At 65.0% G+C, this 12,966-nt stretch carries 9 protein-coding genes; 3 read left to right on the top strand and 6 right to left on the bottom strand.

The window, feature by feature from the left end; genetic code table 11:
• Positions 1-20: 20 nt before the first annotated feature.
• From K1X74_04115 to eda, 5 genes are all read right to left on the bottom strand, one after another.
• Positions 21-1,508, bottom strand: coding sequence for a hypothetical protein (locus K1X74_04115; GenBank protein ID MBX7165515.1), 1,488 nt, complete (start codon positions 1,506-1,508; stop codon positions 21-23).
• Positions 1,509-1,665: 157 nt separating this feature from the next.
• Positions 1,666-2,733 carry a DNA polymerase III subunit delta gene (gene holA, locus K1X74_04110; protein ID MBX7165514.1) on the bottom strand — a complete coding sequence of 356 codons (1,068 nt, stop codon included), beginning with the start codon at positions 2,731-2,733 and terminating at the stop codon, positions 1,666-1,668.
• A 70-nt stretch (positions 2,734-2,803) separates the two neighbouring features.
• The gene (locus K1X74_04105; protein MBX7165513.1) at positions 2,804-4,519 is read right to left on the bottom strand and encodes a hypothetical protein; all 1,716 of its coding nucleotides are present in this window, start codon (positions 4,517-4,519) and stop codon (positions 2,804-2,806) included.
• 107 nt (positions 4,520-4,626) lie between these two features.
• Complete coding sequence (locus K1X74_04100) at positions 4,627-5,547, bottom strand: DUF1559 domain-containing protein (GenBank protein ID MBX7165512.1); 921 nt, start codon at positions 5,545-5,547, stop codon at positions 4,627-4,629.
• A 63-nt stretch (positions 5,548-5,610) separates the two neighbouring features.
• A complete protein-coding gene (eda, locus tag K1X74_04095) occupies positions 5,611-6,264 on the bottom strand; it encodes a bifunctional 4-hydroxy-2-oxoglutarate aldolase/2-dehydro-3-deoxy-phosphogluconate aldolase (GenBank protein MBX7165511.1) in 654 nt (217 codons plus the stop codon).
• 318 nt (positions 6,265-6,582) lie between these two features.
• Here eda and K1X74_04090 point away from each other — a divergent pair, with 318 nt between their 5' ends.
• The 3 genes from K1X74_04090 to K1X74_04080 all read left to right on the top strand — a co-directional run bounded on the left by K1X74_04090 (position 6,583) and on the right by K1X74_04080 (position 10,712).
• Entirely contained in the window at positions 6,583-7,035 is a 453-nt protein-coding gene (locus K1X74_04090; protein ID MBX7165510.1) for a hypothetical protein, read from the top strand.
• A gap of 253 nt (positions 7,036-7,288) precedes the next feature.
• Complete coding sequence (gene clpX, locus K1X74_04085) at positions 7,289-8,584, top strand: ATP-dependent Clp protease ATP-binding subunit ClpX (protein MBX7165509.1); 1,296 nt, start codon at positions 7,289-7,291, stop codon at positions 8,582-8,584.
• A 283-nt stretch (positions 8,585-8,867) separates the two neighbouring features.
• Positions 8,868-10,712 (top strand): tetratricopeptide repeat protein, encoded by a 1,845-nt coding sequence (locus tag K1X74_04080; protein ID MBX7165508.1) that lies wholly within the window; start codon positions 8,868-8,870, stop codon positions 10,710-10,712.
• Between the two features lie 34 nt (positions 10,713-10,746).
• Here K1X74_04080 and K1X74_04075 read toward each other — a convergent pair whose 3' ends face one another.
• Positions 10,747-12,945, bottom strand: a complete 2,199-nt coding sequence (locus tag K1X74_04075) for a hypothetical protein (GenBank protein ID MBX7165507.1) — start codon at positions 12,943-12,945, stop codon at positions 10,747-10,749.
• Between the last annotated feature and the right edge of the window lie 21 nt (positions 12,946-12,966).

Genomic DNA, 12,966 nt, shown 5'->3' with positions numbered 1-12,966 from the left:
GGGCGACTCGTCGCCAGGTATCAGTGGGCTGCAATGGTCACCGGGATCGACGACTGGCCGATCTTGCGGCTCAGCGTGTCCTCGATGGTCAGTTGCAGTGTATACGAGCCGGGATTGATCCGCTCGGGCAGGTAGAGGAAATAGCGGATGAAGAAATCGCGCCGGGCGTTCGCGCAATACTCTTCGGTCAAATCGAACTGATGTTCGTCGACGACGCGTCCCTGGTCGTCGAGCACCTGGTATGAGCTGCGCAGAGCCGTGTGCCAGCCTTTGGGAGTCTGCTCGCTCTTGAAGTTCTCCAGCTCCGCATAGAGCAACACTTCCTGCCCGGGGGCAAATTTCGTGTCGGGAAATTTCTTGAACACCCCGTAGCTGCTGACTTCGGTGCAGAAGGCGAGGTTCTTCACTTCGAGGACACCCAGCTCGGCCAGTCGCGCCGAAGCGTTGCGCAAATGCTCGACGGCCGTTGCAGCACGTCGGCTCGCGTCGGCCTCGCGCTTCTCGTCGAGGAACGTGGCCAAGGCGTATAGTTGTCCCGACCAGTATTCCTGTTCCGCCGCCGGCAGTCCGTCGATCGGACGCAGCGCGTCCTGCCGCCGGTCGGCCAGCAGGTACATCATTCGCAATTGCAGCTCCCGTCGGGCCGACGTCGATGCCGAGCCTGGTGACGCCGTGGCGAGCTCGTTTTCGAGCGAACGGATGGCCGTGTCGATCTGCGTGCGGCTGTCGGCGGCCGGCGCGATGGTTGGCGAGGTCGCGCCGACCCGCGCGGCCATCATGGCATTCGAATCACCTGTCGCTCCCGGACTGGCCATCGCGCTGGCCGTCGAGTCGACCGGCGGCGGCGGGCCGAACTCTTCACGCACGGTCTGCGCGGGCGCAATCGGCATGCTCGGCGGCTGGGGCAGCGGTTCGGGCACGGCGGCGGCAGTCGCCGGCTGTGCGGGAGCGATGGTCGGGGCGGGGAGCGGTTGAGGTGCCGTCGCCAACGAGGCTGGTAAGGCTGTGCCCGTGGGGGCCACCGTGGCCGAGGCGAGCAGCGCCGGCGAGCCGGTCCGCGGCGGGGCGACCGCCGTATCCGCGGTTCCCGCGTCGCCGCGCTGGCGGTTCAACGCGGCGCGGAACGACTGGGTGATCATGGGCCAATACTTGGGATCGCTCTTTTTCAGGTCTTCCAACAATTGGTTCTGTTGCGCCGGGTCGATCGCACCCAACGATTGCAGCTCGTTCATCACCGCGGCCAGATCGCCCTGAGGCGGCGCGGCGGCAGGCTGCGGAGAATCGAACGCGGTTGCGGCCTGAGGCACAGTGGGCGCGGCCGACAAGTTGCTTCCCGAGCGCGGTACCGATGCGCCCGCAGCCAGATCCGGGTCTTCGCCGGTCAGCGCGGTGCCCGTCGCGGGGCGCGGGGCCATGCCCGAAAGATGCGGCCAAGGCGCTTGTCGGCAGCCGCAGAGCGCCGTCGAGGCGCCAAACAGCAGGGCGAGCATCAGGTACGGCCGTGTCATGGTCAATCCGGGTATCGACTTCCTGGCACGATGAGCTCGCCCCGCGCGCTGTATTCGACAAGACGACCGCGGCAGGCGGGTCGTGGAAATCGGGGCGGAGAATAGGTCGCGCGGCGATTTGCGGCAAGATGAATGCGCCGCACGGCAGGATCGGGTGCTAGCGGCGCGTAGCTGGCGCAGCCGGCTTGGGCTGCATTGCTGCCGACATTCTCACGAGCAGCCGTTCGAGGATCACCCGGGCCGGCAGGTTGCTCGCGCCCTTGAGATCGAGGTCGGCCTGCAGGAGCCAGGCGTGCAACTGCGCGGCTCGTTGCCGGCCCAATTGGCGCAACTGAGCTTCGGCTTTGGCGAGCACGAAACCGCGGACGCCGGCGGTCTCCAGCGCGCCGCGCAGCGGCAGACGCTGGCCCTTGGCCTCGGCCGCTTCGATCAGCCGCGTGGCGGTAGCAAAGCGGCGCAGCGACGAGCCGATTTGACCCAGCACGGCAATCGGGCTTTCGCCAGCAGCCAGCAGGCGGTCGAGCAGGGCGATCGCCTGGCCGGCTTGCCCCGCGACGGCCAGATCGAGCATTTCCCACACTGTCTGGGTGCGCCAACTTCCTGCGAGGGCCTGCACGGCCGACGCCTCGATCGCTTTGCCCGGCGGAGTGAAACCGGACAGCTTGGCAAGTTCCTGGTCGATGAGTCCCAGCTCGTTGCCTACGATTTCGACCAGCATTTCGGCCGCATCACGGGCAATCGAAGTTTTGTAATGCGATTTGGCCCAGGCGATGACCACGCTGGGCAGTCGCGCCGGGGCCGGGGCCGAGCAATCGATGGCCAGCCCGCTGGCAGCCACGGCCTTGGCCAGACGCGTGTTCGCCGGCCAGCGTACGACGTCGAGCAGCAGCACGGCCGACGCCTTGGGGCGCGCCGCGTACTCTTCGAGTCGCTCGCGAAATCGTGTCACGAATTCATCGGCGTCGGCCACGACGATCAGCCGCCGGCCCGAGCCGAACAGCGCCCCGGTCGACAATTCGTCGAGCACATCGCGGAGCGCGGCCGACCGGCCGTCAAACGTGTTCTGGCTGAATTGGCCGTCGTCGTCGCCCAGCACGAGCGACTTGCAGCGGGCGATGACCTGCTGGCGCAAGAAGGCGTCGTCGCCATATGCCGCGATCACGCCCGGTACCGTGGTCGACGGTTGGTCGAGAAACTCGATGGCCGTGAGTGCCGTAGGCGGCATGCATGATCCCCGACGAGCGTTGCGTCGGGATCACTATATCGCCCGTGGCGCGCGACGGCGACCTAGCGACTCATTTGTGCGGGCGCACTTCGACGATGCGTCCGGGCGTTTGTGCCCGCGGCGCGGCTACGTTCTGCGGCGTTTGGGCAAAGGCGACATTGCCGGCCTGATCGCGGGCGGCGACGCGCAAGAACACGCGTTCCGGCAATCGCCCCCTGGACCGCCAGGTGTAGGCGCCGGTATTGGTCAATTTGGTCGCCAGCGCAGTCCACGGCCCGCCGACGCTGGGGGCGTAGTCGATGCTGATCGGCTGGACGTCGAGCCGCGCATCGGCGGCGGTCCATTCGACTGTGACCGCCTCGGTCTGCGCACCCGGGCCGCACGTGATATTCGTGATCTGCACGGTCGGGCTCGTCGTGTCGACGACGACCCAATGATCGGGCTCGGTGCCGGGCGTCGGGACCGCGCCGAGAGGTCCGTCGGCCGTGTGTACGACGATGCGAAAGCCGTAGACGCCTTCGCCGTGCACGGTCATCACCAGCGGCCCACGATAATTGGACGACTGTCCGAAGCTGATCCAGCTTCGGCCGCCGTCGCGCGTCCCCCACAGCTCGATCCCGCGAATGCCGGCGACAACTGCCGATTCAAGATCGCAGTGCAGATCGAAGGTCAACGTGTTGACGAACTGCGGCACGACCCCGGCAGGCAACTGCTCGAGCGTGCAGGGCTCATCGCCGGTCGGCTGGTAACTGCTGGCGACGCTGGGTGCGATGGGGCTCGACGTGATTTGCGGGACGTTGGGCGCGACGACCAGTGTGCCGTCTGTGCCTGACACGGGCGCCGGAGTAGGCAAATCGCCCAGGGCCGAAGGCTGCAGAGTGCCGGCGGGAAGGTTGGCCGCTAGCCCCGAGGTGTTGATCTCGTCGGCCGCCCAGCGCTGCGTCGGCGGCAGCGGCGGAGGCGACACCCGAATCGCCGACGGAGCAGGGCTTGCCGCCAGTTGCGGGTTCGCTGGTGTGGCGGCTGGGGGCGCTTGGTTCAATGCCGTTCCACTGTTGGCAGCAGCCGAGCCGAGAACCTGCACCGGCTGTTCGCTGACGAGCACGTTGCCGGCCAGGTCGGTCACCTCGGCGCGAATGCGAATCTCATTACCCAGGGAATCGACCCACCACGTGGCCTCGCCCACGGCCGGCGCCCCGGGTTGGGTGATGGTCAACGGCGTTGTGGCCAGCGGTTGCCAGGGGCCATCGCCGCTGGTCCAACTCAACTTCAATCCCTGCGGATGCAGCAGCGGATCGGTGATTTGCCACGCGCCGAGCAATTCGCCGGCTGGACCTTGACGGACGGTCAATTCGAGCTTGGGAGGCGCCGTATCGACGACGACCCGCATCTCGGGCTTACCGATCGATTGCGGGGTCAGATTGCCTTGATCGTCGAGCGTTCGTACGAGGAACCAGAATTCGCCGTCGTGCGGTGCGCGGAAATTGAACTTGCCGTCCCGGGGCGAGGCCTTGCTGCACAGCGACCAGTTGGTGCCCTGGTCCGACGATTGCCAAAGCTGGACCTCCAGCGCCCGGGCACTTGCAGGCGGCGGCTCGAAAGGAATCGCGAACATCACCAGCCGGGTGTATTGGGCCGGTAGCGGTGCCTCGATCGTGGGCGCAGCGTGCGTTGCAGCCGCTTGCGCGGCGGTCTGCTGCGAGGCGTTGGGCGCAGGAAATTGGGCCCAAGCTCCGGCGGCAGTCACGAGCACTCCGGCCGCCGCTAAGACATAGTTTCGCCGCATGCACCCACCCTGATCGTCCGAGCGTCGACGCCCCGCGCAAAGTATTCCTACGCGGAAAGCTGTAACGATCGTATCGGTTACGACACGACGCAGACTTGAAAGCTGCGTCAAGGGGCAGCGGGCGCTGGCTGGGAATTGGTTTCTGGGGGTGGTGGCACCGACAGCAGTTCGGCCAGTTCCTGTTCGCTCAACGTCGTCGGCAGGTGCTTGATGCTGCCATCGACCAGCACGGCATTCGCACCGTCAAGGTGCAAGCTGCGAATGCCGGCGCCCTGCGGATCATTGATCCGCTTACTGAGCAACTCGCGCCGGAAGTCGGCCGGCTGCAGCCAAAAGATGCCCGAGCTTTCGACTTCGACCACCAGCAGCTTGCCGCCGATCGCGGCGGGGCGGTTGCGCAAACGCATGACGCCGTCCTGCGGCCAGGCCGTGTCGGCCCCCACGACCGCCACGTAACTCGTTTGGCCCCGATAGCTCGCCGGGTCACTCGGACAGCCGTAAGCCACGGGCATCTTGGCGGTGAGCAGCTTGTTCCGCGGCCCATCCCAGGGCTCATCGAGGTGGTATTGCTTGTACAAAGCTTGTTCTTCGAGGTAGGGCAGGATCAGCACCCGCCAACTGTGCATCGGCCGCCCGTCCGGCGCGAAGACGACGGCGGGCGGGAACTGGTCGTACTCGGCGTGATAGGCCCGCAGCGCTTGGCCGATCTGCTCGAGCCGATCACGGCAGGCGACTTCCTGCTGGGTCAACTGCCGTTGGAACCAACTGGGCACGAACTGGCCGACGAGCACGGCGCTGCCCACGATCAGCGCGGCAATCGCCCCGACGATCGCCAACAAATACCAGGTTCCCAGGCGGCTCGACCGTTCGGGGGCCACGGGCTCCGCCGGCTCGGCAGCGAGCTCTGCAGACAGTTGTGGGATTTCGATCGTGTTCAGACACGAGGCGCAGGGACCGCGCAGTCCGGCAAATTGGTCGGCCACCTCGGTCGTCACGCCGCAATGCGGACAGGTGAACTGGATGGGCATGGCGCGGCGACCTGCGATCCGTGACACGTTGATGCCCAATGATCGTTGGGCCTGTGCCGCAGGTCAACGCAGCGCGGCCCGGGTCGTGCGCACGATGTTGACGTACTCGCGGGCGAGCGATTCGATGCGCGCCAGATTGCCGGCAGCCACGGCGGCTGGTTCTACCAAGGAGCTGCCGATGCCCAAAGCGCAGGCCCCCGCGCGGAGAAAGTCGGCCGCCGTTTCCAGGTTTACACCGCCGGTCGGCAACAGCCGGACCTGGGGCAGGGGGCCACGCACGGCCTTCAGATAACCTGGCCCCGTGATCTCCGAGGGAAAGACTTTGACGATCTCGGCCCCCGCCTCCCACGCAGTGAGTATCTCGGTGGGAGTCAGCGCACCGGCCATCATCAACTTGCCGTAACGCCTGGCCGTACGAATGACGTCGAGCTGAACCGTGGGCGTAACCAGGAACTGTGCCCCGGCCAGGATCGCTGCCCGGGCCGTTTCTGAGTCGAGCAGCGTGCCGGCGCCCAGCAGAATGCGGTCGCCCAGGCGGTCGGCCACTTGCTCGAGCACCTGCACGGCGCGGGGCACCGTGAAGGTAATCTCGATGGCGTCGATGCCTCCGGCGGCCAGGGCTTCGGCCACTTGAACGAGCTGCTCGCTCTGCTGCGCGCGGATGATGGCCACGATTCCGCCGTCGAGCACGCGTTGGAGGTCGTCGTGGCTGGCCATCGGAGAGCGCGGGGTGCCGGGAGCCAAAGTGGCCCAAGGCTAGGCAGGTGGCGCGACGCTGTCAAATGGCCGCTGGCGAGGCGCTCGGCGAAAGCGAATTTTTCTTCAGTCCGCGCAGCGCACCAAGCGGATCGCACTTGCGTAGAGAAGGGCGATCCGCCGGCCGCGGCTCTCGTGGCGGCGGGGCTCATCCAGACGGTGGCCCAACGGTGGTCGGCCTGCTTCCGGCCCGGCAATTCTTCGCTAACGCGTGCATCCGGCAGATTGGGGCGCGATGTCAAGTCGAAGCTGGCAGTTGTTCGACAGAAATTCGAGTGGATGCATGTTGCCGTGCGGTCAGGTGGCCGACGCGGCCGAAAACTCGGCGCCGGTGCGCACGAGTTTCTGGACGCAGGCTGGCAGCAGCGCCATAATAGAAAAAATGAACGGGTCAGCGAATCGGGGCGGAGTTGGCCGTGCAGTCCGGGCCGCGCGATGGCAGAGTTTTTGTCGACACCGGCGGCTCAGTTGGTCCTTTGGATCACGATTCTGTCGATGTTGCTTGCCGCGGGTTGGTATGTCGTAGGACGAATCAGGCAGGCGGGATACTCTTCGGGTCCGAATACCGCCGAGACGCTGGCCGATTTCCGCGAACTCCACGCGAAAGGTGAGCTAAGCGACGAGGAATACCGAACAATAAAGAGCATGCTGGCGGCACGCATGCACAGCAAGCCCAAGCCCGATACCCCCGCGGTGCGCAGCAGCGGCCCCCCGGCCCCCACGCAGCGCTAAGGGCGAACGGCAGCGGCGAACGAGACAGATTTTTCCGCAGCGTTGCCGGGAGGAACGGCAACGCTGGCCACCGTACACGGTCCAATGAATGCAGGACCTGTCGACGGCTCGAACGCGGCAGCGGACAAGGAAGCCCCCCGGGACCGATCGCAAGCGAAACTTGCGGCGCGTCCTTCGAGCGACACCGTGAAGCACACCCGAATTCTTCACTGCCGGAGGCGGCCGCGAAGAGCGAGGGGGGAAAGGAGTTGGCATGCCCTCCGGAAGGGACATGAATCTGGGCCGCCGCAGCGGCGGTACCACGAAGAAGAACGCCTTCTGTTCGTTTTGTCGCAAGAGCTATCGCGACGTGGGTCCACTCGTTGAGGGCCCCGGCGAGGTTTATATCTGCGGCGAGTGTATCGAGCTGTGCCAGTCGATTCTCGACCAGGAACGGCGCCGTCGCGGTACCGGCAAGCAACTGTTCAGCCGTGTGCCGTCGCCGCGCGAAATCGTGACGCACCTCGACGAGTACGTGATCGGCCAGCAACGGGCCAAGCAGGTCCTGGCCGTGGCCGTCTATACGCACTATCGCCGGCTGATGCTCAGCCAGGAATCGTCCGACGTCGAAATCGAAAAGTCGAACATCCTGTTGGTCGGGCCGACCGGCAGCGGGAAGACGCTCTTGGCCCGGACCTTGGCCAAGGTGCTCAACGTGCCATTCGCCATCGGCGACGCCACGACGCTGACCGAGGCCGGCTACGTCGGCGAAGACGTCGAGAACCTGCTGCTCAAGCTGCTGCACGCGGCGGACTTCGATCTCGAGGCGGCCCAGCGCGGCGTGCTGTATATCGACGAGATCGACAAGATCGGCAAGACGAGCCACAACGTCTCGATCACGCGCGACGTCTCGGGCGAAGGGGTGCAGCAGGCCTTGTTGAAAATGCTCGAAGGCACCGTTGCCAACGTGCCCCCGCAAGGCGGCCGCAAACATCCCGAGCAGCAGTACATCCAGATGGACACGAGCAACATCCTGTTCATCTGCGGCGGCACGTTCGTCGGCCTCGAGGAGATCATCGCCAAGCGGCTGGGTCGCAAGACGATCGGTTTCGGCCAGGAATCGGCAGGCGGCAACTATGCCCCCGAGGACGATTTGGCCTCGCTGCTGCCCAAGGTCACCAGCGATGACATTCTCGAGTTCGGGATGATTCCCGAGTTGGTCGGTCGCTTGCCGGTCGTGTGCCCGTTGCAGCCGCTCGATGCCGACGCGCTGATCAAGGTCCTCACCGAGCCGCGCAACGCGCTGGTCAAGCAGTATCAGAAGTTGTTCGAGCTGGAAGACGCCGATCTCGAATTCAGCGAAGGTGCCTTGCGGGCAATCGCGGACATGGCGATGGAAAAAGACACAGGTGCCCGCGGCTTGAGGTCGATCATTGAAGAGGTGATGCTGGAATTGACGTTCGAGCTGCCCGAGCGAGGACGCGGCAACCGCTATGTGATCTCCGAAGAGGTCGTGCGCGGCAAAGGGCTCGTGCGGCCCATGCCCGTTCCCAAGAACAAGAGCGCCTGAGAATTCACGCGCGTGACGTTCAAGCCCGTACCGGTTCGCCGGAGCGGGGGTCCAGTCCGCGCATTCAAGAACCGAGCCCCGGACGGCATTGGGCCGTCTGCGGGCTCGTTCTTGTTGGCGGCGGCGATTCGCGCCCGCCGCACGGCGCCGTCGCTGGCCGGATGATATACTCGCACCCGGCGCTTGTTTCACCCCTCGTACGCAGTGCCAGCAAAGTGCTTCCGTGTCGGATGCAGCCCCAGATTCTTCGACGGCCGGCGCGGACTCTCCGCAGCCGGCGGCCTTGGACACGCAGATCGGCGTCTGCGTGTTCCTGACGTCGTTGTTGGCGACCGCGTGGTTTTTTCATCCCGCGGAGTATGCCAACAGCGAGACGCGGATGGCCCTGGTCCGGGCGATGGTCGACGACCACACCTTCGCCATCGATCGATACCACGAACGCACGATCGACAAGGCGCTGGTCAATGGACATTACTACTGCGACAAGGCGCCGGGCGCGTCGTTCTGGGGAGTGCCCGTCTATTGGCTGGCCAGGCAGGCGGCCGATTTTTTCATGCAGCCGCTCGACGAGCAGTTGGCGCGGTACGTCACCCGGCTCTGGGTATCGAGCGTGCCGGCGGCCGTCGTCTCGTGGCTCGTCTGGCTAGCGCTGCGCGGCCTGGGAGTAGTTCGCTGGCCTGCGGCGCTGCTGGCCTGTCTGGCCGTCGTCGGCACGTGCGCCTGGCCCTATGGCAGCCTGGTCTATGGCCATGAACTGGCGGCGATGTTTCTGATGGCGGCCTTCGTGCTGATCGTCGCGCCAGAACGGCCGGTCGACTTCCTGCCTGGCGCAGGTCGCATGGCCCTGGCGGGATTGTGCATCGGCTGCGGCGTGCTGACGGAATACCCGGTCGTACTCGGCGGCGCGCTGCTGGGTGGATACGCGCTCTGGCGCCTGCGGCGGATCGGACCCTTGGCGTGGTATCTCGTCGGCGGCGTACCGGCAGCCTTGGCCCTGGCCGGCTACAACACGGTCAACTTCGGCGGACCGCTAACCAGCGGCTACTCGTTCGAGGTCAATCAAGTGTTCCAGACCGGGATGGAGCAGGGCGTCGGCGGCGTCACCTGGCCGCGCTGGTCGGCCGTGCGATTGATCACGTTGTCGCTGTCGCGCGGCTTGTTTGCCCTGTCGCCGTTTCTCCTGTTGGCGGTGCCGGGTTGCGATGCGGTCTGGCGCCGGGCCAAGCGTCGCGCGCCGTGGGTCGTGTCGCTGGCCATTGCGATTGCGTTCGTGCTGTTCAATGCGTCGTACTACATGCCCGACGGCGGCTTCGCCTGCGGCCCGCGCCACCTGCTGCCCGCGGTGCCGTTTGTTGTGCTGCTAAGCGGCGCTGCATTCCTGCCCGATTCGCATCCCATCGGCTGGCCAATCCTGCTGGGGCTGGCCGTGCCTTCGGTATTCATCAACGGCCTGGCAGTGGCGATCGAACCGCACATCGATCCGCGCCTGGCCTACCCGGTGGGCGATTTCTGGTTTCCGGTGATCATGCTCGGCGGCCATGCGGTGAACGGAGGCACGCTCATCGGCTGTTCGCTGGGCACCTCGCTGGTGCTGCTCGGCTTGTTGATCGGTGGCGTGTGGATGACGCTCTTGTTTCAGCCTGCCGGCGAACTCGACGAGGCTCCGCCGCCTACCCCTGCGGGGCCGTGGTACGTCCTGGCGGTGATCCTGCCGGTGGCGGTGCTAGTGCCGCACCTGATGTTTCGAGCTCCCGGCCCAAGGGCGGCGCTGTACCGCGCGACGGCCCTATTCAACCAGGGTAAGAAGGAAGCGGCGCTGAGCGAATTGGGGCGGGTGATGATGACCCCCGCCGTCACGGAAGAGGATCGGGTCATCAAATCGAGCGCCGCGTACTACCTGGGCCGGATCGCCGGGCCGGCCCAGGGACCCGAGGCGGCGCTCCATTGGTTCTACAAGGCGGTCGAACTCAATCCAAAACTCGCCGAACTGCACGTCGATATCGCGGGCCAACTGCTGCTGCTGGGTCGGGTGGAAGAGGCCGAACGCGAACTGCAATTGGCCGAAGAAAAACAGCCTGGCCTGCGCGCCCAGTGGGAAGCGCGGCTGCCCATGCCGGCTTCGCCCTGAACGGCACCGCTGTAAACAGCAGCGCTGCGCCCGTTCAGGTGGTCTGCGGAGCAGGGCCGCCTGCGCGCCACAAGGCCCAGAACACGCCCAGGTAGAGCACCGCCACCATCACGGCTAGGGCGTTGCACCCGAGAATCATGCTCAGGTACTCGAGCGCGCCTCCGAAGGTTGCCCCCAGCAGGTTCCAGCCAAACAGTTGTTCGGCTGCAGGTTGATCGCGAAACGCGAGGCTGAACACCAGGTTGGCGAAGAAGATGGGCGAATAGGTCATCAGGCTTGCCAAGGCGAACCGCGAGGTCCAATCCTCGATTTGCAGCAGCCCGGCCAGAGGCCAAACGAGCGTCAGCAAGCACGACGCCAGCAGCAGCACAAACAGCAGCGGCAGCCACGCGCGGCTGCGCAAAATCATTGCGGTCCAATTTGCGGCAAGCACCGAGACAAGCACAGCCAAGAACACCAGCGAGTTGTTCAGCCACGTCGTCCCGAACAACAGGCTGAATTGGATGACGCCTTTGGTTTCCAGCAGTAAAAAGGCGCTGCCCATCAGCATGAACGCCAAGCGCAGCCAGACGCCGGCAGGGCCGATCGGCGCCGATTGCTGCCGGCGTTCGAATCTGTGCAATAAGACCAGCAAACCGGTGACGACGACCAAGAGGCCCGCGATGGCGCCGAGATATACGGGCGCAATCGCGCGGCTGCGCAGATATAGAAAGGGCCAGTCGTCGGTCGCGGGCGGCAGGTCCGTCTCGCTCGGCGGCGTGTCAGGATGTTCGCTCCATTGGGCCAGCGCCGCTATTTCCGGCTCGGCTGGTGCCGCGACTTGGGCCTTGTCGAGCGGCATGTCGTCGTCAGGCGGATTCTTCGGGGTGATGAGCCCCGAGAAGTTGTCGATGCGAAACTGCGCCGTGGGGTAGTGGCCCGTCGCGGTATGGATCATCGACTTGATCTTGTCTACCAGCCATTCCTGGCGGTACCAGTTGTAGAACACTAGATCTCCCTCGGGCGACAACAGACCGTAGGCCCGTGTGATCGACTCCAGGGTAAAGAGATAATTTTCGAGGCGCAACTGCGCCGTGGGACTGATCTTCACCAACGAATCGGTGACGGCGAAAACGATCAAGTCGTAGGGACCCTGGGCACGGGTGAGGAAAGCGCGGCCATCATCAATCACCAGCCGCACGCGCTTGCTGGCATATGGGCGTAACGGGTGGAAATTGCGCCCCATGCGGGCAATGACGGGATCGATTTCCACCGCGTCGATCTGTTCGGCGCCGTTCAACAAGGCGGCGGCAACGTCGTTGCCGGTGCCGGCTCCGAGAATCAGGACTCGCTTGTACGGCGGTAAACCAAGCTGTCGACGTCGCTCGTACGGCTGATGGTAGAACTCGTGCAGCAATAGTTGCCGGGTTTGCATCTTCTGATGCACGATCCCATTGACGAACAGATACGGGATCTTGCCCATCTGTCCTTCGTTGACGACGGCTGTTTCCACCTTTTGATAGGGCGACCAGGCCATGGCCAGTGGTCGTGGCGGGTGCTCTTCGCCCTCGGCATAGAGCAGACGTTGGTCTTGTTGCCAGGACAGGAAGGAGCACCCCACCAGCGCTGCGACGGCGAGGATATTCGTGCCACTTAGCAGGCGCGGCGCCGACAGTGCGAACATCGGCGCCAGTGCCGCGAACCAGATGTAGGCCGGTAATTGAAACTGGCTGATCGCCATGAAGCTCACGATCCCCAGGCACGAGCCGCCGATGTCGAGCGTGTAGGCCGTCAGGGGCCGAAACTCGCTGAACACCTTGGCCGTGCGCTGCGCAATCATGGCGAAGATCAACGCGATCAGGGGAAACAGCATCGGAAACACGTACAACGTCGCCGCACTCGAATCGTCGTTCGTCGCGCTGAAGAACAGTTCCTGGCCAATCTGACCGCCCGAACGCCCGATGCCGGGGACGCGCGGGCGAAACTGCGTGACGAGAAATACCAGCACGCAGAGCAAACATGCCGCGCCGATGAACGCCTGGGCCGAACGCTCGGCCGTGAACAGGTGATGAAACACGAAGCCGACGCCCAAGCCCACAAACACCGAGATCAAGACGAAATTCGGAAAGAACCCCAGGTTCCAGACGCTGCTGGGCAAGAATCGAATGAGCGCCAACTCGAGGAATAGGGTTAAGTAACCAAGGAGCAGCAGCTTAGCGGCGTTGGCAGTACCGGCAGCGTTGGAGGTTTGCATAGACCGTAACGGGGTAATGAT

Source organism: Pirellulales bacterium, assembly GCA_019694435.1.
GTDB lineage: Bacteria > Planctomycetota > Planctomycetia > Pirellulales > JAEUIK01 > JAIBBZ01.
This window is presented reverse-complemented; position numbering and strand designations above follow the sequence as displayed.

Bases quoted from the DNA above. Each gene is read 5' to 3' on its own strand.
- K1X74_04115 (MBX7165515.1), bottom strand. From the start codon at position 1,508: ATGACACGGCCGTACCTGATGCTCGCCCTGCTGTTTGGCGCCTCGACG.
- holA (MBX7165514.1), bottom strand. From the start codon at position 2,733: ATGCCGCCTACGGCACTCACGGCCATCGAGTTTCTCGACCAACCGTCG.
- K1X74_04105 (MBX7165513.1), bottom strand. From the start codon at position 4,519: ATGCGGCGAAACTATGTCTTAGCGGCGGCCGGAGTGCTCGTGACTGCC.
- K1X74_04100 (MBX7165512.1), bottom strand. From the start codon at position 5,547: ATGCCCATCCAGTTCACCTGTCCGCATTGCGGCGTGACGACCGAGGTG.
- eda (MBX7165511.1), bottom strand. From the start codon at position 6,264: ATGGCCAGCCACGACGACCTCCAACGCGTGCTCGACGGCGGAATCGTG.
- K1X74_04090 (MBX7165510.1), top strand. From the start codon at position 6,583: ATGCATGTTGCCGTGCGGTCAGGTGGCCGACGCGGCCGAAAACTCGGC.
- clpX (MBX7165509.1), top strand. From the start codon at position 7,289: ATGCCCTCCGGAAGGGACATGAATCTGGGCCGCCGCAGCGGCGGTACC.
- K1X74_04075 (MBX7165507.1), bottom strand. From the start codon at position 12,945: ATGCAAACCTCCAACGCTGCCGGTACTGCCAACGCCGCTAAGCTGCTG.